Origin of the sequence: Terrimonas rubra (assembly GCF_042686025.1) — a bacterium.
Classification (GTDB): domain Bacteria; phylum Bacteroidota; class Bacteroidia; order Chitinophagales; family Chitinophagaceae; genus Terrimonas; species Terrimonas rubra.
The window spans coordinates 1,940,103-1,965,165 of sequence record NZ_JBHUOZ010000003.1 but is presented as its reverse complement, the minus strand read 5'-3'; the positions used below and the strand labels follow the sequence as shown (position 1 = coordinate 1,965,165).

The window sequence follows — 25,063 nt, the reverse complement described above, 5'->3', positions numbered from 1 at the left end:
TTAACCATTTTTTTTGAGCGGTAGTTTGGCTATATTCCTTTATTTTGCAATAAAGCAACAAATACAATGGCCGAAGCAATTATAACCTTAAGCAATGTAAATATATACCAGGGTAACAGTGCTGTATTACAGAATGTTAACCTTACTGTTAATGCCGGCGAGTTTGTGTACCTGGTAGGTAAAACGGGTACCGGTAAATCCAGCCTGCTGAAAACCTTGTATGGCGAGCTGACCTTAAAGGAGGGCCAGGCCAATGTTGCAGGATTTTCTTTGAATGGCCTGAGTTGGAAACAGGTACCTTTCTTACGTCGTAAAATGGGAGTGGTTTTCCAGGACTTCCAGTTGCTGACGGACAGGAACGTAAATGATAACCTCAAGTTTGTATTAAAAGCAACTGGCTGGACAGATGAAAAACTGATGGCCGAGAAGATCCAGGATGTACTGGATAAAGTAGGCCTCAAATCAAAAGGATTTAAAATGCCTTTTGAGTTAAGTGGTGGTGAACAACAACGTATTGATATTGCCCGCGCCTTATTAAACTCTCCCAAACTGATCCTGGCCGATGAGCCTACCGGTAACCTTGACCCGGAAACATCGGATGAGATCATGAAACTATTATTTCATATTTCAAGAGACTTCAATACTGCCGTTGTAATGGCTACACACGATTATATTGTGGTGAATAAATATCCTGCCCGTATGATCCGTACCGAACAGAACCGGGTAATTGATAATGCTACCATAGCCATTCAATAAGCTGGCGGGTATTTTTTTCGTTGGAATAAGTATTTCCTAATAAACGTTTACGCAGTTTTATTTCTTCCTCGGCAAAAGGCTGGTGATACAGTTGTGCAATGATGGAAGCAAACCCGTTGCTGTTACCGGCTATATGACAGGCTTCTTCCAGTCCGGTGCCTGCCACCATAGGGGTGTTTACCACACAATGCCGGCCTTCAAATAAGGCATGTAACAGCTTTAAACGTATACCTGTAATATTTTTATTAAAACAGGGTAGTACATGTATATGTGCTTTACGTATCAGGTCGTTCAGTTCCGATTCCGAAGGGTTAGCGATCAGGCAGGTATGCTGGCATAATTCCGCTGCTTTTAATAAACGGCGTCCCGGTTTTTTACCGGCAATGACAAAAGGCATACGCACTTTGGAAAAAACCCTGCACAACAACCACATGGCCGCTTCTTCATTCTCCGGCACGGATAAATTACCATGGTATAAACAGATACTGCCCATGCCTTCGGGACAATTTACTTCCTGCCAGGTAGGAAAAGTAGGTATAAAGGCGGTATTGGTAATACGGTGATCCTGTTGTAATACCTGTATATCCTTCTCGGAAACACAGGCGTATAAACAATCACCGGGAAGTGTATCGGCATATTTTTTCAGCAGCCTGCTTTCCCGGTTAAAAAATATTTTTTGTTTAATACTGCCGGTAGCCCTGGCCAGCTCTTTATAGTAAATACTTTCATCGTTGTGCATACGCACTACAATGCGGCGGTTACTGCGGTTAATATAAGGAAGAATGCCGGTGCAATGAATACCTTCCAGCAGGATGGGGTGGTTGTCTTTATTTAAATTAGTGATCAGCTCTTCGTTAATACGGGAAGAAACAATATAGGGCTGTTTATCAAAAAAATAACCGGTGGTGAATTTTTTCCTTTCGTACACGGATATGCTTTCACAATACTGGTTCAGCTCATTGGGCATACCCCGGTCATTATAACTGAAATAATGCAAATGAATAGCGGTACCCAGTTGTTTAAACAGGATAATGCGGTTCATCATATCAATGGCGCCACCATAATCAGCCGGGAAAGGAACATCTAAACAAACTATGTGCAACTGCTGTTTCAATCTTGTAATATAGATTTGTAAAAGGAAATTAACTTTTTTTGTTCAACCTCCCAGTTTAAAAAATGTTTCGCCTCCAGGCAGTTTTGCCGCAAAGTCTCATATAGAACAACATCCTGCAGCAAATTGTTTATTTGTGCCGCTAATCTTTCCGGTGTCATATCATCCACCAATACGGCAACCCGGTATTGTTTGTTCACTCTTTCGTATTCCGGAAAGGCCATAGCTACCTGGGGCAATCCTGCCTGTATATAATCAAAAAACTTGTTGGGCAGGGAATAATACTGGTTTAACCCTTCGTTCTCACATAAGGCAATGCCAATATCGGCTGATAGAGTGTATTGCCATAACTCGTTAGGTAATAACATACCGGTGAGGGTTACTTTATCCTCTACCTGGTAACCGGTTATTAGCTGTTTTAACTGCGACATAAAATTGCCATCACCACAAATTACCAAACGGGCATCAATATGGCGTAATGCCGGTATAAGGTACTCAAAACCCCGGGCTTCGTTTACTGCGCCGGTGTATAACAAAATTCTGGGCTGGTTGTTTACCTGCTTTTCGGATGTGGATAATATTTTGGTAACAGGAACATTCCGCACTACGTGGTACTGTACACCATATCGTCTGGTAAACTCTTCCGCAATGCTCTCACAAACCGTATACCCATGCCTGAATTGCGGAACCGCTTTCCTTTCTACCCGGTCCCATATTCTTTTAATAGCAGGGCGGGTCACAATCTCCTTCATCTCACTGAACAACTCATGGGCATCATATACCCGGGAAATACGTTTTAATTTTGATATATATAAACAGGGGAGTATCGTGTCCAGGTCAATGGCACAGATAAGGTCCATACGTTTAAACAACAGGTAAAAAAATAACCGGGTATTATATTCCGCATAAAACAATTTACCGCTGTTAAACCAGCAACGAATCCTTTTTTGTTGGAAAAGCTGTTGCTGTAAAGGTTTTGACCGCTTTAATTTTCTGCCTACCAGTGTAACCTCATAACCATTCGCGGCCAGGCAACTACAGATGCGCTGCATACGCTGGTCGTAAGTAAGGTCATTGGTAACGGTAAAAAATAATTTTTTCGGCATGCAGTTCCTTTTAAGCCAGCGGCATGGCATCATAAATCTGTTGTATCGCTTCTACGGTCTTCAAACCGTCTATGGCATGTGAAAACGGGTGTTGGTCGTTCTCCAGCGCTATCAGTAAATTATCGTATACCTTATCATGATTACTCATGGAGCCTTTATAAAAGCCATAATCATTTGGCTCACCGGCTTCGGTGATTAGCGGGATGCCGGTTTCGGCAGTCAGCTGGTATGCCACATGGTTCATGTATTCGCCATCTATCTTAATGCTGCCGTGTTCAGCTATCAGTGTCAACGATACTTCCATGTTCTTCCGGTAACTGTTAATGGACCAGTTAATACCACCAATGGTTCCTTTCTCCATTTTTATGGAAGCGATGCCGTTGTCTTCAAAATCAATGGTTTCCCGGTGGGTAAAATTATGCCGGAACCCAGCTACGGTTTGTATACGGTCGTTTAACAACCATAACAGGGCATCAATATAATGACTGAACTGGGTAAACAAAATGCCGCCATCCAGTTGAGCATCGCCTTTCCAGGAGGAGTTGTAATACGCATTAGGCCGGTTCCAGAAACAATTCAGTTGAAAATTAAAGATGGTGCCGAGCTGGTTATTATCCAGCATGGCTTTTAAAGCGATCAGTGCCGGGTTATAACGGGTTGATTTAACAACAAACAATTTTTTACCCGCTATAGTTGCCGCCTCCATCATAGCCGCGGCATCGGCGGCAGATGTAGCCAGGGGCTTTTCACAAAGTACATGCGCATAGGCCTGTAAACAGGATATACTGTGCAAAGCATGCAGCCCGTTCGGTGTACATATGGCTATCACATCATAGGGCTGTGCCGCTAAAAAACCGGTAATGGTATAAAAAGCCCTGGTCTGAAACTGTTGTGCCAGTTGGTCCGCTCTCTCCGGAATAATATCACAAACGCCCGCCAATATACCTACACGGCTGATCTCGGCCGCATGACGGGGTGCAATTTTTCCACACCCTATGATCCCAAAGCGTAGCTTATTTCCCATAATAGCAGGCAAAGATAAAGGCAAATCCCCCGTTTGAACACATATCCGCCGGGCTTAGTTTTTTTCTTTTAACCAGGATGGTTTATATTTGGCGGCTTTGCAATTTTGCCTGGCTTTAATAAAACATCTAAAAATTTTTTGAACTAATTATGTCGCTGCGGGAAAAATTTACCGGAACAGGTATCGCGATCGTTACCCCATTTTTGACCGATGGATCTATAGATTTTACCAGCCTGGAAAAGCTGGTGGAGTTCTGGATAAAGGGCGGGGTAGAGTATTTGGTAGTGCTGGGAACAACCGGCGAAAGTGCCACGGTACATGGTAAGGAAAAGCAGGACTTATTTACTTTTGTTCAAAAACAGGTAAATGGCCGTGTTGGCCTGGTAGCCGGCATTGGCGGGTACGATACCCAATCCGTAATAAAAGGGTTTACTGAATTTGATCTGACCGGCTACGACGCTATTTTATCCGTAGCGCCTTACTACAACAAACCCAACCAGGAAGGTTTATTCCAACACTATAAAGCATTGGATGCGGTTACACCATTGCCTATCATGATGTATAATGTACCGGGACGTACCGGGCAAAACCTCACGGCTGCCACACAATTAAGAGTGGCTAAAGAATGTCCTAATGTATTTGCCACCAAAGAGGCCAGCGGTAACCTGGATCAGGTTGGACAGATCATAAAAAACAAACCTGCCTCCTTCATGGTCATCAGCGGGGATGATAATCTAACCCTGCCAATGATCGCTCTCGGGGCCGAAGGTGTAACATCGGTAGTGGCCAACGCTTTTCCCGAAGATTACGCCAATATGGTAAGGTTATGCCTGGCTGGTGACTTTGCCAAAGCACTGCCACTGCATTATAAATATACCGATATTGTAAACGCTTTATTCGAAGAGGGTAGTCCCAGCGGCATTAAAGCCGTGTTAAGTCAAATGCAGCTTTGCCTCAATACTTTCCGCCTGCCCGTTGTGGGAGTAAGCGAAAAGCATGCTCAAAAAATAGAAGCATTGGTAAAAGCAGTATTATAAACTTAGCAATGTCCCAAGAGGTAATACACAATTACAAAAACTAAAATAAAGCCCAGGCATCCGCCGCCCCATTTGTAGGCAGCTGCGCCCGCCAGTAATGTTTTAAGCCAATTTTGCATAAGATTATTTTTGATTAAGTTAAGCTATTCAAATAAAATGCCAATTGCAATAACCGGGCTTAAAGGCTTGCGTGAAGATAAATTACCTTTATAATACAGTTAACGGTAACCGGGTATGTATACGAAACAGGAAGCCTCGCTAATTAAAAAGAAATTCTGGACCAGTTTTGGCCGCTACCTGCAGCCGGTGCCCAATGCCGAAGGTGAAAACATTAACTGGCTTAACTATAAAACCGGCATTCGCGATATTTTCTTTCGTATGGATGTGGATGCTGTATCGGCACAAATTGCCATCGAGATCAAACATACGGTCAATAGCCTGGACAATCGGTATTATGAACAGTTACTGGCCATGCGCACGATGCTGGAAAACACGCTGGGAGAAACCTGGCAATGGCAACCGGAGGTACAGGATGAATTTGGTGCTGTTTTAAGCCGTGTATATACCACTAAGCCGGGCGTTAATATTTTTAAAGAATCAGATTGGCCGGCCATTATCACCTTCTTAAAACCAAGGATCATTGCCCTGGATGAATTCTGGTTACAGGTAAAAGATGTATTCAGCTAAGTTTTTATTACGGCTAAAGTTTATATTTATAGGGCAATGTTGACAGTACAACAATTGCCCTGTTTTTTTGTTGTACCTCCATTATTTTTATTTAACCCCTGACACAATGGAAATCCTTTTTATCGCTATCGCCTTTGTCATCGGCTTTTTATTTTACAAAATAGGGCTACCGCCCTTACTGGGTTTCCTTACCGGGGGCTTTGTACTATCCGTATACGGTTATCAAAGCACTCATGCCCTGGACGAACTGGCGCATAGTGGCGTGATCTTTTTGTTATTTACATTAGGGTTAAAAATAAGGCTCAAAAACTTTTTGCAACCGGAGGTGGCCGTGTCCGGGCTCTTGCAAATAATCATCAGTGTGGCTTTACTCTTTGGCCTCTTCACACTTATCGGCATCAATGCAGGCTTTAGTACCAGTCAGACCATTTTACTGGGTATTCTCCTGGGTGTAGCCAGTACGGTTATAGCCGCCAAAGGGCTCGAAGATAAAGGAGAGCTTGATTCTTACCACGGTCGTTTGGCCATTGGTATCCTGGTAATGGAAGATATCATTCTCATTGGTATACTGGCATTTACCGGCTTAAAAGCGCCTTCACCCTGGGCACTCACTTTACTCTTGCTACCCTTGTTAAAACCGGTATTGGTAAGGGTGTTGCGCTTAATTAAAAATGATGAACTGGTGCTTTTATATGGTATTTTAATGGCTTTTGGAGGCGCCGCCTTATTTGAGTATGTTGGTTTGGGGGGCGAACTGGGGGCTTTTTGTTTTGGTGTACTGCATGCCGGTGAAGAAAAAGCCGGCGAGGTTTCCAAAAAGTTATGGTCGCTACGCGAAGCCTTCCTTACCGTATTCTTCTTAAAAATAGGTTTAACAGGTTTGCCTTCCTGGACCGATCTCCTGTATGCTATGATACTGGTAATCATCCTGCCATTTCGCGTAGCCATTTTCTTTAGTATACTATCCTTATTCCGTCTGCGTGCCAGAACCAGTTTCCTTACGGCAACCTCCCTGGCCAGTTTTAGTGAATTTGCTATCATCACAGGTGCCGTGGCTGTTACAGTAGGTTTATTACCGCCTTCCATGCTCATTACTTTAACCACCGTGGTGGCTTTCTCCTTTTTGGTAGGAGCACCTATTAATGCAAAGGCCAATCAACTGTTTAACAAACTGGAACCACTGCTTACTAAATTCGAAAGCAAGCGTTCCCGCAGCGATGCCGAACCTGTTAATATAGGTATTGCAAACTATCTCATCGTAGGCATGGGACGTGCAGGCACTTCTTCATACGACTACTTCCAGGAGAGAGGATTAAAAGTAGTAGGGTTTGATACCGACCCCGATGTGCTGGCCACCCAGCGTTCCAAAAAACGCCGGGTACTATATGGCGATGCTACCAGTAAATTGCTCTGGCAAAATCTTGATATTCAGCAGTTGCAGGGGGTAGTGGTCACCATTCCTGAAGAAGAAGCTAAAATGAATGTAGTGGAAGCCTTAAGGGCCCGTGGTTTCGAAGGGCATATCAGTGTAATGGTCGATTCGGAATCGCAGGCAAAACAACTCAAAAGCATTGGCGTAAATACCATCTGCAGCCCTTTGGTACAGGCAGGTGTGGAACTGGCCGAAAAAGTAGTGGCGGTATATAAAGCCGCCTGATAAAAGAGCATGCAGAAACAGGGGCTGTCAGCTGCAGGAACAATACCCGGCAGCAGTCCCGGCTTTTCGCTGCAAGTCCGGCACAACCCCTTGCACCCGCCTTCACCGGGCTTTCCGCTGCAATCCGGCAGCCCGTCATCAGTTCTTTGCTTTCAGCTTTGTGCTTTTAGCTCTTTGCTTTCAAATTCATCATTCATCATTCATAACTCATAATTTATAATTCATCATTCTCTCAGTAAGTTTGCACCAATGGATGAAATACTAAGGGTACAACAATTAACAAAACTGCTGGATGGCCAACCCATTGTACAGGATGTTAGTTTTGTACTATACAAGGGGCAAAAAATGGCTATCGCAGGTGAAACGGGCTCGGGTAAAAGCAGCCTGCTTAAAATGATCACCGGTTATATACAACCAGATAGCGGACAAACCTTATTTAAAAACAAAAGGGTGGAAGGGCCGCTGGAAAAACTGCTGCCCGGTCATCCGGGAATTGCCTACCTGAGTCAATACTTTGAACTCCGTAACAACTATACCGTATCCGAAGAACTGAGTTATACCAACCAGCTTAGCGATGCAGAGGCGGATACTATCTATCATATCTGCCAGATCGGGCACCTGTTACAGCGCCGTACCAACCAATTATCCGGTGGCGAAAAACAACGCATAGCACTGGCCAGGCAACTGGTAAAAAAGCCTGAGCTGCTGGTGCTCGATGAACCTTTTTCCAACCTGGACAGTATACATAAAAACACCATAAAAAATGTATTGCATAATATAACCGCCAGGTTGGGTATTACCACTTTATTGGTATCACACGATGCGGCCGATGTACTTTCCTGGGCCGATGAACTCTTGTTGATGAAAGATGGCAAAATGATACAGCAGGGCAAACCGGAACAGGTGTACAATCAACCGCTTAACCTGTACTGCGCGGGTTTATTGGGTGCGTATAACCTCATTACAAATCACAATACGGCTTTTACACAACTACAACAGCTTAACTGGCTTACGGGCAGCTTTATCCTCAGGCCCGAATACCTCTCTTTACAGCTAAAGAACCAGGAATTTGTAGTAGAAGGTAAAGTAGCCGGTATTCTTTTTTTGGGTAGCCATTACCTGGTACAGGTAACCGTGGCCGGTGAAACCTTGCTCAGTTACTGTATGGCCACAGACCTACCGGCTATTGGTTCAGTGGTCCGGGCAGGCTTTTCTTCCGGTAATATTGCCTTTATCAGTGAATAGCTGCCATTTCACCTTTAACGTATTGACGAAAATGGAAAATTGGTGCATTATTTGCTGCAAAATAATATTATCAGGTCTCAAAAAACGGTTGTAAATTACAGTTGCCATTTTCATTCACTTTCTGGGGATTTTAGTTTTTTAAACCTTTAAATCTATCTTCCATGATGAAAGCTACTGCGCAGTTAACGGAGGAATGTCGTCAATGGCGTTTTACGCTCAGGCATCTGCGTGATCAGTTCACCAATCACACCCACAAACTGGAAAAAAAAGTACTGGAAAAAAACCGGCGTTTGGCCATGTGGGAGGTGGAACACCTCTATAACCAGTTTTACATCCAGCTGATCAACATTCACGATCTCAAAAAAGTCATTAAACGTCATGCGGATAATATCAGCAAACAATCCATGCGGGGTGTATTGCGTGATGATACGGTAGCCTTGCACTGTTTTTTAACCAACGATGTGGAACGGTTGCAACATCGGTTAAAATCGATCAGTGATGAGTTTAAAATGTTTTTACGCAACTACCCGCCCGCTATATATGCTTAAAATATTTTTATGGTACGGCTGCATGTGCATTAAGTTTTATTAGGCTTTTGTTTCTATCCTCCCGTACACCTTTATCAGCCGCCCCCGGGCGGCTGATTTATTTTTTACTAAACACTAACGGTATGGTGTGGTATAAAATAACGTACTTCGCACAAATACATTTATGGCTTTTTATTACGAAGTACAGTTTAATAATATCTCTGCTGAAAACAGCGAAATCCTGATAGCCCTTTTATCGGCAACCAATACCAATGGCATTGAAGAACTGGATAACAGTTTAAAAGTATTTTTTAACGAAGCCGATTTTAAGGAAGAGGAAATTGCCGGAATGGCCGGAACCGTGCAGGCGGCCTATGAGGTTAAAAAAGTGGAAGAAGAAAACTGGAACCGTTTGTGGGAGTCTAACTTCAATCCTGTTACAGTAGAAAACTGGGTGGCGGTTCGTGCCGACTTTCACGAGCCTATCACCAACGTGGTACATGAAATAGTTATTACACCCAAAATGAGTTTTGGTACCGGCCATCATGCCACTACCTATATGATGCTGGAACAAATGCAGCAACTGGAAATGACCGGCAAAAAAGTATTTGACTTTGGCACCGGAACCGGTGTGTTGGCTATCCTGGCACACAAAATGGGCGCTACCGATATTACAGCAGTAGATTATGATGAATGGAGTATTGAAAATACCCGGGAAAACATCACCCGTAATCATACCGGGGGAATTAAACTCATTAAATCCGATACAGCCGAGCTGGACCAGCGTTTTGATGTAATACTGGCCAACATCAATAAAAACGTTATCCTAGATAATATGGAGATACTGGCCCGTGAACTGGAGCCCGGTGGTACCATCTTCTTCAGCGGTTTACTGATAGAGGACGAGCAGGATATTGTGACCGCCGCTCAAAAACAGGGCTTGCAGTTAGTGAAAATTGCCGAAAGGAATAAGTGGTTATTTATCAATATGTTAAAGCCATAGTGGAGAACTAGTATTAATTAATTGTTACCCGGTGGCAGGTTTTCTTTACCTTTGTCCTTCAACTCTTTACCAAAAAGTAATAGATTCCGGTTTCTTATGAATGGGCTTTTATTAATATTATTGGCATATCTGATCGGGAGTATCCCTACTTCTGTATGGGTTAGTAAACACTTTTTCAAAATTGATATTCGTGAGTATGGCAGCGGTAATGCCGGCGCCACCAATACCTACAGGGTATTAGGTCCCAAATGGGGTACCATTGTTATGATCGTGGATATGCTTAAGGGCATGCTGGCGGTAAAGCTGGCTTTCCTGGCTCCGGAGCTGCTGGATCATGAAACACGTTTTCTCAACCTGCAGATAGCCTTAGGCCTGGCTGCCGTACTGGGGCATATATTTCCTATCTGGGCCGATTTCCGCGGCGGTAAAGGGGTGGCTACCTTATTTGGCCTGGTGGTAGGCATTTCACCCTGGACAGCCTTAGGTTGTTCCGGCGTGTTTCTCCTGGTGCTTTATCTTACCCGCTTTGTATCCCTCAGTTCTATCTTGGCAAGTGTGGCATTTCCCATTTTTATCCTCATCATCTTTAACGTGGATAATCCTGTTTACAGGGTATTTGCCATTGCTGTGGCCTTAATGGTGATCCTTACACACCAGAAAAATATTACCCGCCTGTTAAAAGGTGCCGAGAGTAAAGTGCCTATTTTTAAAAAAAGAGATAAACGCAGGCAACGTCGCAGAGGGGATATGTCGTCCTGACTTCCTGTAATTACATTATTTTTGTTCCAGCCCTTACTAAGCCAAATACTCTAAACAAATTATTGGTATAGAGATTGATTTGCTAAAAGTAAAAAACAAACCCATGATAAGGATAATTTTCGCAGTATTTGCTGCTGCAACAATAGTGATTGGCTGCTCAACCAATGCGGTTACCGGGCGAAGCCAGATGAAACTATTACCGGAATCAGAACTACAATCGATGGCTGTAACGGAGTACCAGAGCTTCCTGTCCAGCAACAAAGTGATAAGCAGTGCTACCAGTAAGGATGCCGAGATGGTGAACAGGGTAGGCCAGCGTATTACGCAGGCCGTAAAGCAATACTATGCACAAAAAGGCTTATCGGCCGAACTGGATGGCTATAACTGGGAATATAAGCTGGTTGACAGCAAGGACGTAAACGCCTGGTGTATGCCCGGAGGTAAAATTGTGGTGTATACAGGTTTATTACCTATTACACAAAATGAGGCCGCTTTGGCCGCAGTAATGGGTCATGAGGTATCACATGCGTTGTTTAATCATGGTAACGAACGTATGAGCCAGGGTATGGTACAACAGGGTTTGGGTTCGGCATTGAGTGTTGCCCTCTCTAATAAACCGGCGGCCACACAAAACCTGTTTATGACAGCTTTTGGTATTGGTTCAAACGTATTGGGTGTATTACCTTTTTCGCGTAAACATGAGCTGGAAGCCGATCGTTATGGTCTTATCTGGACTGCTATGGCCGGTTATAACCCACAGGAAGCCATTAACTTATGGAAAAGAATGGAAGCAGCAGGCGGTGGCCAGGGACAGCCCGAGTTTTTAAGTACCCACCCGAGTGAGGGAAAACGTATCCAGGAGCTGGAAAAACACATGCCTGAGGCCTTACAATACTACAGACCGGTGTCAAAATAAGTGGCTTTTTTGCTGCCCCATCCCCTTTACAAGCACTGTAAAGGGGATTTTTATTGGCCTTACCCCAACAATACCACGTTTTTTTACTAACTTTGCACTCCCGACAAATGGAAACACAGTGTGGACAGGGTTTCGGCGTGTTCTTTTTAAACCTAAAAATGGCTTTACAGTATGCTTCCAACGGTTTTTGAAAAATTACAACTGGCAGACGAAAAGAATCTATTAATTCAGGGTTTACCTTCTTCAATCGAAAAACAATTCAGCAAGTTATCTTTCGCAAAAAACATGACTCCGCTGCTGAAAAACAGGAAAATTGACTTTGCTCTTGTTTTTGCAGTAAATGAAAATCAGCTCAATGGTATTTTAAAGGATGTTATGCCATCTTTAAAAGGCGAGTCCAAATTCTGGGTAGCTTATCCTAAAGCAACTTCAAAAATTGTTACCGATTTAAACAGGGAATGTAGCTGGAACAGGTTAACCTGCGAAGGGTACGAAAGTATTGAAAGAATAGAGTTAGATCATGTGTGGAGTGCCATGCGTTTTGTAAAAGGTGAACTGGAGCGTTCGGTAGAAACAGTTATCACGCGTAAGAGAGAAGCGGCACCGGTGAGTGCAGACGAGTAATTAACCTCAAAAAAATTGAATACAAATAGGCTGTCTGATAAAGGCAGCCTATTTTTTTTCTTATCTTTTCCGGTAACGGCTTATAATTGACCGGTAGGCATAAAAACTTATTTTTGTAACATGCTGATAAGAAAAAAGAAAACTCCTCATTTTTTTGACGTTGTTGTAACAGATGCAGATAGTATTGTATTAACGAACAGGGAAGAAGGGATTAACTTTTTAGTATCTTTTTTCAAAACCGTCAGGCCCGCCCGGAACGAAGAATATGAAACGGCCAACAATAAACTGCAGCTGGCCATGGTGGCGCTGGAGCAGCATAAAGTACTCAAACAAAAACTGCAAAGGGCCATCCTCTTACTCCTGATCAACACAAACCTTAATAAGGCACTCACTGAAAGCGGGGTTCCCCTGGCGGAGGGTTTCTGGCAGGAGCTGTTCGACCGGCTAAAACATAAAATGCTGCCGGCTATACAGGATCCTGATGATTTTCTCTATGTGATTGACAGGGTGTTTTATAAATCGGACGATTTTAAGTGGGTGGAAGCGATCACGCAGGAAAACTGGATCAGGTTTTTTACCATCATTCAAATGCCCATTGGTGTGCGGGATAAACGCCTGCAACAGCATGTAATGGCAGCCATGCGTATCCTGTCTTTCCAGGTGGCCCAAACAGGGCTCGAAAAAGAAGTGGCCGCTTATATTCCCGCAACGGAAACAGGGCAGGAAAGCCCTTTTGTAAAACAAAGTTTTTTAATACATGACCTGCAGGAAAAATTAACGCAGGATAGTGATAATGCCACAATTACTCATTGCTGTGCGTTGATCAAGGATGTGATACAGCAGTGTGCAAAGAACATTGATTATATACGCAGCCAGCAATCCACCAAGGGGGCCAGTTTACGGCAAACCTATACCTTGCTTATACTAAGTACCCGTTTACAAAGGATACTTATTTTAAACGATGTGCTCGACCGGGATGATCATTTTGATGTGGGCCGTTTTGTAGACCTGTTTAAGGTATTGGTAAGGAACGAGAACCGGAAAAACAGTATCCGTGAATTTGTTTCGCAGGGCATTGGCTACCTGGCTTACCAGATTGCCGAACATAAAGGTGATAAAGGTGGAAAGTATATTACTAGTACGGCCAAAGAATACCGTAAAATGGTTATCAGTGCCATGTGGGGTGGTTTTATCATCTGTTTTATCGCCGTATTTAAAAACCTGTTGGGCAAACTGGCTTTAGCACCCTTCTGGCAGGGCTTTATGTACAGTGTTAATTACAGTGCAGGTTTTATTGCTATTGAGGAAACAGGCTCTACACTGGCTACCAAACAACCCGCTTTTACGGCCAGTGCGGTGGCAGCATCTCTGGATACCAAAAAACAATCCAATCGCCCTGATTTAAATAACCTGGCCATTACGGTGGCAAAAGTATCCAGGAGCCAGATAGCTTCTTTCTTCGGTAACCTGGTCATTGTATTTCCGGGTACTTTTTTACTGGCCTGGTTATATCATCTTTCATTCAATACAAAAATTGCCGATGGCGATGCGGCTTACCAGTTATTGAGGGACCAGCATCCCTGGGAAAGTCTTTCCCTGTTATATGCCTGCAATACGGGCTTCTTTTTATTTGTAAGCGGCATTATAGCCGGTTATGTACAAAACAAAATAAGGTATGGCCGTATTGGCGAAAGGCTGGTGATGCACCCCATACTGCGTTTATCGATGGCGGAGAACCGGAGAAAAAAATTAGCTGCTTATATTGAAAAACATTCCGGGGCATTGGTGGGCAGTATAGCCCTTGGTTTTTTCCTGGGCATGGCAGGCATATTTGGCAAGGTATTCGGCATTCCTTTCGATATCAGGCATATCACCATATCGGCCGGTAACAGTGCTATTGGTGTGTATGGCGTAGGATTTGAAAATATAGCCTGGCAATACCTGCTGGTAGTGTTTTTAGGGGTACTGGCCATTGGCTTTGTAAACTTCTTAAGCAGTTTTGCCTTTGCTTTTTATGTAGCAGTAAAATCGAGAGGTATTCACCTGAAAGACTATCCGCAATTCATCGGTATTTTATGGCGTTACTTTATACATTTTCCTTCTCACTTTATTCTTCCTCCCAGAAACAAAGCCAATTCATAATTCATCAGTTCATATTCATAATTTATAATTCATAATTCCTCGTTCATAATTCTCTTTCTATTTTTGATTTTCTCTTACAATTTTGCTACCTTGTCTATTACCGGTTTTACCTGTAAAAAACCGCTTCAAACGATTTGCTCACAAAAAACAATCTATGCAGCCCATTATCGAGTGCGTTCCCAATTTTAGCGAAGGAGTTAACCTGCAAATAATAAAACAAATAACAGATGAAATTGAATCGGTAGAAGGTGTTCGGTTACTGAATGTGGACCCCGGTAAAGCAACCAACCGCACAGTGGTAACTTTTGTTGGCGAACCAGGTGCTGTGATAGAGGCCGCATTTTTAGCGATAAAAAAAGCGGGAGAATTAATTGATATGAGCAAACACAGCGGCGAACATCCGCGTATGGGCGCTACCGATGTTTGCCCTTTAATTCCCATAGCCAATATTACCATGGAAGAAACGACCCGTTATGCGCAACAACTGGCCAAAAGGGTAGGCGAGGAGTTAAACCTTCCGGTATATTTATATGAAGCGGCCCAGTCCAACCCTGCCCGTAAAAACTTATCAGTGATCCGTGCCGGTGAATATGAAGGCTTTTTCAAAAAAATAAAACAACCCGAATGGGCGCCCGATTTTGGTCCTGCCGAATTTGATGCCAAACGGGGTGGTACCGTTATAGGCGCACGTGATTTTTTAGTGGCGTATAATGTAAATCTTAACACTACTTCTACCCGCAGGGCCAATGCCATTGCATTTGATATCCGTGAAGCAGGGCGGGTAAAAAGAGAGAACGGTAAAGTGGTAACCGATGAAGCCGGTAAACCGGTAAACATTCCCGGTAGTTTAAAATCGGTAAAAGCCATTGGCTGGTATATTGAAGAGTATGGCATTGCCCAGATATCCATTAACCTGACTAACCTGAATATTACCCCCATTCATATAGCTTTTGATGAAACCTGCAAAAAAGCCGATGCCCGTGGCATAAGGGTTACCGGCAGTGAATTGGTTGGCCTTGTACCGTTGAAAGCATTACTGGATGCCGGTAAATATTTTTTACAAAAACAACAACGTTCTGTTGGTGTAAGCGAAAAGGAACTGATAAAAATTGCTGTAAAATCTTTGGGGCTGGACGAGCTAAGCCCTTTTAAACCCGAGGAAAGAATAATAGAATATATACTGGCCAGGCCGGAAGACAGCAGGCTGATCAATATGACCGTTGCCGGTTTTGCCGATGAAACGGCGAGTGAAAGCCCGGCCCCTGGCGGTGGCTCTATTGCCGCATATATGGGGGCTTTAGGCGCAGCGCTGGCCACTATGGTGGCAAACCTGTCATCGCATAAAAAAGGGTGGGATGAGCGTTGGCAGGAGTTTAGTGACTGGGCCGAAAAAGGTGAAACCGCTAAAGCACAGTTATTAAAACTGGTGGATGAAGATACGGCTGCCTTTAATAAAATCATGAACGCATTTGGTTTGCCCAAGGCAACGGAAGAGGAAAAAAAGGCCCGCACTGCTGCTATACAGGAAGCTACTAAATACGCTATTGAAGTGCCCTTAAAAGTAATGCAGGTGGCGTATGGCTCCATGGAACTGATAAAGGCTATGGCCGATACCGGCAATCCTAATTCTGTATCCGATGCCGGGGTGGGAGCCTTGTGTGCCCGTAGCGCCGTATTAGGCGCTTTTATGAATGTACGTATCAATGCAGCAGGCTATGATGATAAAACATTTGTACAGGAAGTGTTGAAACAGGGCCAGGCCATTGAACAACAGGCCATACAGGCCGAGCAGGAAATTTTACAGGTTGTCAATCAAAAAATTGGCCTGTAGCCTAACGGTGCAAACAATCGTCCACTAACATTATAAAAAACTACCCATGCAACATTTAAAATTGTACAGCAAGCAGGATGTATTATCGTTAACACTGGTAAAAAAATTTGAAACAAGGGTAGGAGAGCGGGTGCAGGCTTTGCCCGATCATACAACGGCGCCGGGCGATGCCCTGGCAGCCAGTAATGCCAAATACGTGGTAATAGGTATACCGGAAAGTATTGGTATCAGGGCCAACCATAGTACGGCTTTTGCCGATACATGGTGGGTTTCGTTCCTTCAATACTTTGTTAACCTGCAAAGCAATGATTTTTTTGACGGCAGTGATGTACTGATCCTCGGGCATTTTGATTTTGGCGATATACAATACCTGATTGATATTAATGCCAAAGGAACTGAGGAAAAGTTAGCAGCTTACCGCCATGCCGTACAAACGGTGAACGAAGAAGTTGAGGAAGTGATCAAACAAATTACAGCCGCCGGCAAAATACCCATTGTACTGGGAGGGGGGCACAACAATACTTATCCGTTAATTAAGGGCGCAGCAAAAGGCTGGCTGAAGTCGGGTAAACTGGCCCTGGCGCAGATCAACTGTATTAATATGGATACGCATAGCCGTTATCATGCTATGGAAGGGCATCATAGCGGTAACCCCATTCGTTATGCCGAAGAGGATGGTTACCTGCAGCGTTACTGTGTAGTGGGAATGCAGGAAAAACAGTTACCACAAAATGTATGGAACGATATGGTGAATAATCCTTTTATGGATTGCGTAACTTTCGAGGATATTTTTATCAACGAAAAACGAAGCTTTATACAGGCCGTGGATCATGCTACCGAATTTACTGCTGATACGTTAACGGGTATTGATATTGACCTGGATTCCATTCAAACCAATGCCTGCAATACCGGTATTTATGCCAACCATGCCCGCCGTTTTGTGGCCTACAGTGCTATGGTCAGTCAACCGGCCTATTTGTTTATCTGCGGCACTATTCCGCAGCAGCAGGGCACTTTAGATACTTCGGGGCCGGCTTCACTGGCCGCCTACCTGGTGGCCGATTTTGTACAGGCCCGCAACGAGTTAAAGAACGAAAATAAATAAGGAGTTTATCTTTCCAGCTCTGAAAGCCCGAACTTCCTGAACCTGCAGCGTTTCTTTTCCAAAAAGTAATTATGTTTGCCATGATGGTACCGGTGTATTAAAACCAACCCGGTACCATCCTGTTTACAATGAGTACCAATTATATTGAAGATCAGGTTTTTGAAAAGATCAATTACACGGTTGCGCCCTTACCCAGGGCAGAATATGATAACTGTACTTTTAAGAACTGTGATTTTACGCAGTCCAACTTATCCCAGATAGCATTTACCGAATGTGAATTTGACACCTGTAACCTGAGCCTGGCTTTACTGGGGCAGACAGCTTTTAAAGATGTAAAATTTAAGAATTGCAAAATGCTGGGTTTACATTTTGAGCATTGCAGCGACTTTTTATTTGAAGTGGGTTTTGAAAAATGCCAGTTGAACATGTCGGTGTTTTACCAGCGTAAAATGCCGAAAACGATCTTTGACCAGTGTACACTGAGCGAAGTTGATTTTACCGAAGCCAATATAAGTGAGGCGGTATTTACGGGCTGCGATCTGTCGGGGGCTATGTTTGACCGTACCAACCTGGAAAAAGCGGACCTGGGTACGGCATTCGGGTACACCCTTGACCCTGAGAAAAACAAAATAAAAAAGGCAAAATTTTCGGTGCAGGGAGCCATGGGCCTGCTGGCCAAATACGATATAAGGGTGGTGTAAAAATGGTACGTTGTAATAAAAAACTTACAGCAAAGGGGTACTTATTCACAACACGTTGATAACAAACAAAAAAAAAGTTTATTTAAAGTTTTTGCAATTATCAAATTCCCTTACCTTTGCCTTCCCAAAAACGACGGTACTGTCCGTAAGAAGGGAAAAAACTAAAGTTCTTTAAATTCTTTATACACCGAAAATAGCTCAGTTGGTAGAGCATCCCGGTTAACCACCGGGGAGGTCGCTTGTTCGATTTTTCTACTGATTGCTGTTAAATAGGTTAACCGCCGAAATAGCTCAGTTGGTAGAGCAACTGATTTGTAATCAGTAGGTCGCTGGTTCGACTCCAGTTTTCGGCTCTAAGGTATGGTTAGCAATAACGATACTTTGGTTTGGGTAGATGGCCGAGTGGTTAAAGGCGACAGACTGTAAATCTGTTCTCTTCGGAGTACGGAGGTTCGAATCCTTCTCTGCCCACGATCAATTAGCTAATTAGCAGATCTGCTAATTAGCTAATTTTATAAAGTTCTTTCTAAAAACAGACATGTTAGTACGTTGGTTAATAACCTGTATGATCATGGATATGTAAGCGGGAGTAGCTCATTTGGTAGAGCGGTAGCCTTCCAAGCTTCAGGTGGCCGGTTCGAGCCCGGTCTCCCGCTCTGGTAAATGACCACAAACAGTGATTGATGCTGAAAGATGTACATCAGTATAGCAACGGTCAGTGATCCAAGCAAAAAGCCGTTGTAGCTCAGTGGTAGAGCACTTCCTTGGTAGGGAAGAGGTCGTGAGTTCGATTCTCACTAACGGCTCTACTCTTGTTAAGGGATGGGTACCAACTGCTGAAGAGCGAACAGAACCCTGAACGGAGCGTCGCAAGTAAAGCTGATAGTAGTAATGCTGGCGGCTAAAACATAAATTTTTTATTTAGTTAAAACACAACTCAAAAACCGATAAAATGGCAAAAGAGACCTTTAAGAGGGAAAAACCTCACGTAAACATTGGTACCATTGGTCACGTTGACCACGGTAAAACCACTTTGACTGCTGCTATCACAGAGATCCTTGCGAAAAAAGGATTGGCGCAGGCAAAAAAATATGATGATATTGATGGAGCTCCTGAAGAAAAAGAGAGAGGTATTACTATCAATACTGCTCACGTAGAGTATGAAACTGCTAATCGTCACTATGCACACGTTGACTGTCCTGGTCACGCTGACTATGTGAAAAATATGATCACTGGTGCTGCTCAGATGGACGGTGCTATCTTAGTGGTAGCTGCTACTGACGGTCCTATGCCTCAAACTAAAGAACACATCCTTTTGGCTGCACAGGTTGGTGTACCTAAAATGGTTGTATTTTTAAATAAAGTTGACCTGGTTGATGACGAAGAGTTATTAGAGCTGGTTGAAATTGAAGTTCGTGAAGAGTTATCTAAGCGTGGCTTTGATGGTGACAATACTCCGGTTATCCGTGGTGCTGCTGCCGGTGCTTTATCTGGCGACGAAAAATGGATCAAATCTATCGAAGAGTTAATGGATGCAGTTGATAACTGGATTCCTTTACCTCCCCGCCCGGTTGATCTGCCTTTCCTGATGAGTGTTGAGGACGTATTCTCTATCACTGGTCGTGGTACTGTTGCTACAGGTCGTATCGAAAGAGGTCGTATCAAAACCGGTGATCCTGTTGAGATCGTAGGTTTAATTGAAAACCCTCTGAACTCTACTGTAACTGGTGTTGAGATGTTCCGTAAAATTCTTGACGAAGGTGAAGCTGGTGACAACGCAGGTTTATTATTACGTGGTATTGAGAAAACCCAGATCCGTCGTGGTATGGTAATCGTAAAACCAGGTTCTATTACTCCTCACACTGAGTTTAAAGGTGAAGTTTACGTATTAAGCAAAGACGAAGGTGGTCGTCACACTCCTTTCTTTAACAAATACCGTCCTCAGTTCTACTTCCGTACAACTGACGTAACTGGTGAAGTTAAATTAAACGAAGGAACTGAGATGGTTATGCCTGGTGATAACACTAGCATCAACGTTACCTTAATTCAGCCAATCGCAATGGAAAAAGGTTTGAAATTTGCGATTCGTGAAGGTGGACGTACAGTAGGTGCCGGTCAGGTTACCGAAATCATCAAGTAATTATTTGATATAATTCTTTGAAATAATCAATTAGCTAATTAGCAAATTTGCTAATTAGCTAATTGAATTTTACGGGCATGGTGCAACGGTAGCATACGGGTCTCCAAAACCTTTGATCTGGGTTCGAATCCTAGTGCCCGTGCGGATTGATGTTTATTGTTTAAAGTTTAATGTTTCAGTTGCTGAACTTTATGTATTTTTCACTTTAAACCTTAAACCTTAGACTTTAAACCTAATAGGAATGACAAAAATTGTTAATTATTTTAAGGACAGTTACAAGGAGCTTACTGAAAAAGTAACCTGGCCAAACTGGGATCAGTTACAGCAGTCAACCATGATTGTGCTGGTTGCTACCATCATTATCACAGCTATGATCTGGGTGATGGACTTTTTAACCGGTGGAGCATTGAATTTTGTTTATAAACAACTTTTCTAATTTGTAATGGAAGGAACTACTCAACATACACAACCAGCCGAACAAGAAACCAAGTGGTTTGTGCTACGGGTGGTTAGTGGTAAAGAACGTAAAGTAAAAGAACTTTTAGATAAGGAGATATCCCGTGGTGGCTGGAGTGAAATGGTAAAACAGGTTTTTTTACCTGTAGAGAAAGTGTATAAGGTAGCCAACGGTAAAAAAGTAATGCGTGAGCGTAACTATTACCCCGGTTATGTAATGGTAGAGGTAGTAGAGGGAAAATTATCCGATGACCTGCGTGATATGATCCGTGGTACTAACAGTGTTATTCACTTTTTAGGTAAAGATGATCCTATTGCATTGCGTAAGGCAGAGGTAAATAAGATGTTAGGTAAGATGGACGAGATGGCTGAGGCCGGTGGTGTTAGCATGAGTGAGCCTTTCATTGTTGGCGAAACCATTAAAATTATTGAAGGTCCGTTTAACGACTTTAATGGTGTAATTGAAGAGGTGAATGATGAGAAGAAAAAATTAAAAGTTACCGTAAAAATATTTGGCCGTTCAACTCCTGTAGAATTAAACTACATGCAGGTTGAAAAACTGAATTAGCCATATTGATTTTTCGTTTTCAAAAGCCATCCATAATTTTGGATGGCTTTTGAATTTTAAGCTGAATTGTTTGCCATAAAACAACTGCATTGTATTAATGAAAGATAAACTGAAGTTCCTGCTGCTGTACTTTTTGGTATGGCTGGTTATATTCTTTTTAGCCAGGTTGGTTTTTGTAGTATATAACCCGACACTTGCAAAAGAAGCGGGGGTTGCCAATATAGCACTGAGTTTTTTTTACGGGCTCCGGATGGATGCCTCAGCCACCGCCTATTTAATAGCTCCTGTATGCCTGATGGTGCTGTTGTCGCTGGTAATACCTTATTTTAATAACATAAAGCCGTATAAAGTATACAGTTTTATCGTGTTCTTACTGGTATCGTTTATTGTTTTATCCGATGGCTCCCTGTATGAAGCCTGGGGCTTCAGGATTGATGATGATATACTGGTATTTTTGGCAAATCCCAAGGAAGTGTATGCTTCTATCAGTCACCTGCCGCTGTTCTGGATCACTTTATTTTTCATTGCCATAGTAGCCCTTTGCTGGTACGGCTTTAAAAAGGTGCTGACATATATTTTTTTTCCGCCGCAATACCGGTTCAGGTGGGTTACAGCGCTTGTATTGCTGGCAGTAACCGTTTCGTTAATTATTCCTATACGTGGCGGCTTACAACTGGCGCCTATGAACCAGAGTTCCGTTTACTTTTCTACCAATAGTTTCGCCAATCACAGTGCCATTAATGCAGTATGGAATTTTGTACAGAGTACCGTTAAACAAAATGACCTGCAGGAGGAGAGTTACCATTTTATGGGTGATACCCAGATAGCGGCTTTAACCGATAGTTTATATGCCGCTAAAGGTGAACAGGAATACTGGATCAATACAAGGCCCGGAGCCCCGGTGAATGTATTACTGATCATTTGGGAAAGTTTTACCGAAAAAGCCATTCATGCAAAGGTAAATGGTGAAGAGGTTACCCCTAATTTTAACCGGCTGAAACAGGAAGGTATATATTTCAGTAATATATACGCCAGTGGTGACCGCACTTCTAAAGGCGTACCGGCTATTTTAAGCGGTTACCCGGCTTTGCCCGTAGGCTCGGTGATCCAGAATCCGGCCAAATCAAACAAACTACAGTTACTATCCGGTTTATATAAGCAAAGAGGGTACAGCACACCTTTCTTTTACGGCGGTGAGCCGGAATTTGCCAATATTAAATCCTACCTGCTGCATGGTGGTTATAATCCTATTATTGATAAATCGGCCTTTGCTGCCGCTGATATGAACTCCAAGTGGGGCGCTCATGATGGGGTGGTGGCACAGCGGGTATTACTGGAGCTGCAAAGGATCAATAAACCATTTTTCGGAACCTGGCTTACACTTTCCAGTCACGAACCTTTTGAAACGCCGGTGCCTACAGTTATTCATGGCGAGGATATAACTAATAAATTCCTGAACTCCCTGCATTATACGGATGCGGTGATCGGTGATTTTATTGAACAGTGTAAAAAGCAGGCCTGGTGGAATAATACCGTTATCGTAATGATCGGTGATCATGGCCATCCAAAACCCGAAACCGGCCACCGGGCCGATAATTTCAGAACCCCGATGTTGTGGTTAGGTGGTGCGTTAAAGCAAACCAATAAGGTAGTAACACATGTAGGGTCACAAATTGACCTGGCTACTACTTTGTCCTCGCAGTTCGGCATTGGTAAAGGCCTGTTTCCTTTCAGTAAAAACCTGGCCGACTCAACAGCGCTGCACTGGGCTTCGTTCAATTATAAAGACGGACTGGGTTTTGCCACCGATTCATCACGCTTGATATTTGATATCGTAGCCAAACGTATTGTGGAATCGATAGGGGATGCTTCTGATAGAAACCTGCAGCCGGCCAAAGCCATCTTCCAGAAAATGTATGAGGATTATTTGAAGAAATAGGATTTGTATTAAACAAATGTTAAAATCATTTTACTCAACCGTTATAAAATAGGTTTAACCGGTAAAAACAATAAAATTCTCCTGCGTATGTTTGAACATCTTATTCTAAATTATTAGTTTTGTTATACTTATAAAATACCACCATGAATTTCAAGCACATCATTCTTACCATCAGTACCGCTATTGTATTCTTTTCGTGTCAGAAAGAAAATGATTACCTGAACAACAGTGTTCCTGTTGCAAATGCAGGAGCCTCGCAAACAATTACCTTACCCACCAACACTGTTACCGTGAACGGCTCGGGCGCCGACGCCGATGGTGAGGTGGTGGCCTATTTATGGAGCCAGGTAAACGGGCCGAAAGAAACGGTTATTGTTAACCCCGGATCACCCTCTACAGTTATTAAAGATCTGGTAGCCGGTACCTATACTTTTCAATTAATGGTTACCGATGATGGCGGAGCCACCGGCGTTGATACCCTGAAAGTAAATGTACTGAACCCCGAAACCACCATTACTACGCTTACGTTAGCTCCCCGGAATAGTCCGGGTGATATAAAACTCGTGAATTATGATGGTGCGGACGAAACCTCGCCTGTAAGTCCCGACATTGCACTTGTAGCCTGGACAAAAAACGGCCGTCCTTACTCTGCAAGAGGCATATTAAAATTTGATTTAAGCAGTATTCCTGCTACAGCTACCATTGTTAGTGCAAAACTCCAGTTGTTTTCTTATCCGCCGCCCGTTTTAAACGGGAACTTGGTTGATGCGAATTATGGTGCCAATAACTCCTTTGCCGTACAGCAGGCTAGTGCCAGTTGGACTTATCCGGGTTTAACCTGGTTTAATCAGCCTGCCGGTAATACCGCTAACCAGGTAATAGTACCGTCAACCACTTCATCCAGCCTTGACGTGAATGTTGATGTAAAAAATATAGTGGCTTCAATGGTTAGTAATAACGCCAATTATGGCTTTTTACTGAAACTGGTAAATGAAACAATCTTAACAAGCCGCCTATTTGTTTCCAGTCATTCGCCTATTAACCAAACCAAGGTTCCTAAACTGGTGATTGAGTATCAATAAGGCCGTATTTAAAAGAATTTTTATAAAAATTGGGGGTGCAATAGGTTTTTTCTTACCTTTGCACCCCCAATTAGTTCTTTCGATACCTGTTGTAAACAGGCTGTGAGGAATTTGGGAGACCCGTTTCCAATTGGAATGGGTCGCTTGAACCAATAAATCTAAAACGAAATGGCAAAAGAAATCAGTGGCTATGTGAAGCTACAGTGTAAAGGAGGCCAGGCTAATCCAGCACCTCCCATCGGTCCGGCTCTAGGTTCCAAAGGTGTTAACATCATGGAATTCTGTAAGCAATTCAATGCAAGAACGCAGGACAAACCAGGTAAAATACTTCCTGTATTAATTACCGTATTCTCCGACAAAAGCTTTGAGTTTGTTATTAAAACTCCTCCCGCAGCAATTCAGCTGATGGAAGCTGCTAAAATTCAAAAAGGTTCTAAAGAAAGCAACCGTGCGAAAGTAGGCAAAGTAAACTGGGAGCAAATTGAGGCAATTGCTAAAGACAAAATGCCCGATTTAAACTGTTTTACTGTAGAAAGCGCCATGAAAATGGTAGCCGGTACTGCCCGCAGTATGGGTCTTAACGTGGAAGGTAAAGCACCTTGGGAAAACTAAGCATACGCTTGGTTCACACAACCAGTAACAAGAAC

At 43.2% G+C, this 25,063-nt stretch carries 23 protein-coding genes and 5 tRNA genes; 25 read left to right on the top strand and 3 right to left on the bottom strand.

Annotated elements, in window-relative coordinates:
• Positions 1–66: 66 nt before the first annotated feature.
• Positions 67–756, top strand: a complete 690-nt coding sequence (locus ACFS6H_RS17565) for a cell division ATP-binding protein FtsE (protein ID WP_386102028.1) — start codon at positions 67–69, stop codon at positions 754–756.
• On the opposite strand, the gene ACFS6H_RS17560 is transcribed toward ACFS6H_RS17565, so the two are convergent.
• From ACFS6H_RS17560 to ACFS6H_RS17550, 3 genes are read right to left on the bottom strand one after another with little or no spacing between them, the layout of a single operon-like run.
• Entirely contained in the window at positions 737–1,870 is a 1,134-nt protein-coding gene (locus ACFS6H_RS17560) for a glycosyltransferase (RefSeq protein ID WP_386102025.1), read from the bottom strand. The genes ACFS6H_RS17565 and ACFS6H_RS17560 overlap by 20 nt on opposite strands.
• The gene (locus tag ACFS6H_RS17555; RefSeq protein WP_386102022.1) at positions 1,867–2,973 is read right to left on the bottom strand and encodes a glycosyltransferase; all 1,107 of its coding nucleotides are present in this window, start codon (positions 2,971–2,973) and stop codon (positions 1,867–1,869) included. Before ACFS6H_RS17555 ends, ACFS6H_RS17560 begins: the two co-directional genes overlap by 4 nt.
• 10 nt (positions 2,974–2,983) lie before the next feature.
• Positions 2,984–3,997, bottom strand: coding sequence for a Gfo/Idh/MocA family protein (locus tag ACFS6H_RS17550; protein ID WP_386102019.1), 1,014 nt, complete (start codon positions 3,995–3,997; stop codon positions 2,984–2,986).
• A 149-nt stretch (positions 3,998–4,146) separates the two neighbouring features.
• Between ACFS6H_RS17550 and dapA the strand changes: the two genes are divergently transcribed.
• From dapA to rplK, 24 genes are all read left to right on the top strand, one after another.
• Positions 4,147–5,034 carry a 4-hydroxy-tetrahydrodipicolinate synthase gene (gene dapA, locus ACFS6H_RS17545; protein WP_386102016.1) on the top strand — a complete coding sequence of 296 codons (888 nt, stop codon included), beginning with the start codon at positions 4,147–4,149 and terminating at the stop codon, positions 5,032–5,034.
• Positions 5,035–5,268: 234 nt separating this feature from the next.
• Complete coding sequence (locus ACFS6H_RS17540; protein ID WP_386102013.1) at positions 5,269–5,721, top strand: DUF4268 domain-containing protein; 453 nt, start codon at positions 5,269–5,271, stop codon at positions 5,719–5,721.
• A 106-nt stretch (positions 5,722–5,827) separates the two neighbouring features.
• A complete protein-coding gene (locus ACFS6H_RS17535) occupies positions 5,828–7,378 on the top strand; it encodes a cation:proton antiporter domain-containing protein (RefSeq protein WP_386102010.1) in 1,551 nt (516 codons plus the stop codon).
• 249 nt (positions 7,379–7,627) lie between these two features.
• A complete protein-coding gene (locus ACFS6H_RS17530) occupies positions 7,628–8,623 on the top strand; it encodes an ABC transporter ATP-binding protein (RefSeq protein ID WP_386102007.1) in 996 nt (331 codons plus the stop codon).
• Positions 8,624–8,784: 161 nt separating this feature from the next.
• A complete protein-coding gene (locus ACFS6H_RS17525; protein WP_386102004.1) occupies positions 8,785–9,171 on the top strand; it encodes a hypothetical protein in 387 nt (128 codons plus the stop codon).
• Between the two features lie 163 nt (positions 9,172–9,334).
• Positions 9,335–10,153 carry a 50S ribosomal protein L11 methyltransferase gene (gene prmA / locus ACFS6H_RS17520; RefSeq protein ID WP_386102001.1) on the top strand — a complete coding sequence of 273 codons (819 nt, stop codon included), beginning with the start codon at positions 9,335–9,337 and terminating at the stop codon, positions 10,151–10,153.
• Between the two features lie 96 nt (positions 10,154–10,249).
• Entirely contained in the window at positions 10,250–10,912 is a 663-nt protein-coding gene (plsY, locus tag ACFS6H_RS17515) for a glycerol-3-phosphate 1-O-acyltransferase PlsY (RefSeq protein ID WP_386101998.1), read from the top strand.
• A 103-nt stretch (positions 10,913–11,015) separates the two neighbouring features.
• On the top strand, positions 11,016–11,828 hold the full coding sequence (locus tag ACFS6H_RS17510) for a M48 family metallopeptidase (RefSeq protein WP_386101996.1): 813 nt from the start codon (positions 11,016–11,018) through the stop codon (positions 11,826–11,828).
• 171 nt (positions 11,829–11,999) lie between these two features.
• The gene (locus ACFS6H_RS17505) at positions 12,000–12,452 is read left to right on the top strand and encodes a hypothetical protein (RefSeq protein WP_386101993.1); all 453 of its coding nucleotides are present in this window, start codon (positions 12,000–12,002) and stop codon (positions 12,450–12,452) included.
• 120 nt (positions 12,453–12,572) lie between these two features.
• Complete coding sequence (locus ACFS6H_RS17500; RefSeq protein WP_386101990.1) at positions 12,573–14,594, top strand: site-specific recombinase; 2,022 nt, start codon at positions 12,573–12,575, stop codon at positions 14,592–14,594.
• 154 nt (positions 14,595–14,748) lie between these two features.
• Positions 14,749–16,425 (top strand): glutamate formimidoyltransferase, encoded by a 1,677-nt coding sequence (ftcD, locus tag ACFS6H_RS17495; protein ID WP_386101987.1) that lies wholly within the window; start codon positions 14,749–14,751, stop codon positions 16,423–16,425.
• A gap of 46 nt (positions 16,426–16,471) precedes the next feature.
• Entirely contained in the window at positions 16,472–17,530 is a 1,059-nt protein-coding gene (locus tag ACFS6H_RS17490; protein WP_386101984.1) for an arginase family protein, read from the top strand.
• A 128-nt stretch (positions 17,531–17,658) separates the two neighbouring features.
• The gene (locus ACFS6H_RS17485; protein ID WP_386101981.1) at positions 17,659–18,231 is read left to right on the top strand and encodes a pentapeptide repeat-containing protein; all 573 of its coding nucleotides are present in this window, start codon (positions 17,659–17,661) and stop codon (positions 18,229–18,231) included.
• A 280-nt stretch (positions 18,232–18,511) separates the two neighbouring features.
• Positions 18,512–18,584: transfer RNA gene (locus tag ACFS6H_RS17480), tRNA-Thr, on the top strand.
• A 35-nt stretch (positions 18,585–18,619) separates the two neighbouring features.
• Positions 18,620–18,702, top strand: a tRNA-Tyr gene (locus ACFS6H_RS17475).
• Between the two features lie 112 nt (positions 18,703–18,814).
• A tRNA-Gly gene (locus tag ACFS6H_RS17470) sits at positions 18,815–18,887 on the top strand.
• 78 nt (positions 18,888–18,965) lie between these two features.
• Positions 18,966–19,037 (top strand) — tRNA-Thr (locus ACFS6H_RS17465).
• 146 nt (positions 19,038–19,183) lie between these two features.
• Positions 19,184–20,371: an elongation factor Tu gene (gene tuf / locus ACFS6H_RS17460; protein ID WP_386101978.1), complete on the top strand. Its 1,188-nt coding sequence runs from the start codon at positions 19,184–19,186 to the stop codon at positions 20,369–20,371.
• 71 nt (positions 20,372–20,442) lie between these two features.
• Positions 20,443–20,513 (top strand) — tRNA-Trp (locus ACFS6H_RS17455).
• A gap of 99 nt (positions 20,514–20,612) precedes the next feature.
• Positions 20,613–20,807 (top strand): preprotein translocase subunit SecE, encoded by a 195-nt coding sequence (gene secE, locus ACFS6H_RS17450; RefSeq protein ID WP_386101975.1) that lies wholly within the window; start codon positions 20,613–20,615, stop codon positions 20,805–20,807.
• Between the two features lie 6 nt (positions 20,808–20,813).
• Positions 20,814–21,395, top strand: coding sequence for a transcription termination/antitermination protein NusG (nusG, locus tag ACFS6H_RS17445; RefSeq protein ID WP_386101972.1), 582 nt, complete (start codon positions 20,814–20,816; stop codon positions 21,393–21,395).
• 97 nt (positions 21,396–21,492) lie between these two features.
• Entirely contained in the window at positions 21,493–23,334 is a 1,842-nt protein-coding gene (locus tag ACFS6H_RS17440; RefSeq protein ID WP_386101969.1) for an LTA synthase family protein, read from the top strand.
• A gap of 143 nt (positions 23,335–23,477) precedes the next feature.
• Positions 23,478–24,416 carry a PKD domain-containing protein gene (locus tag ACFS6H_RS17435; RefSeq protein WP_386101966.1) on the top strand — a complete coding sequence of 313 codons (939 nt, stop codon included), beginning with the start codon at positions 23,478–23,480 and terminating at the stop codon, positions 24,414–24,416.
• A 168-nt stretch (positions 24,417–24,584) separates the two neighbouring features.
• Entirely contained in the window at positions 24,585–25,028 is a 444-nt protein-coding gene (gene rplK / locus ACFS6H_RS17430; RefSeq protein ID WP_386101963.1) for a 50S ribosomal protein L11, read from the top strand.
• Positions 25,029–25,063 lie beyond the last annotated feature (35 nt).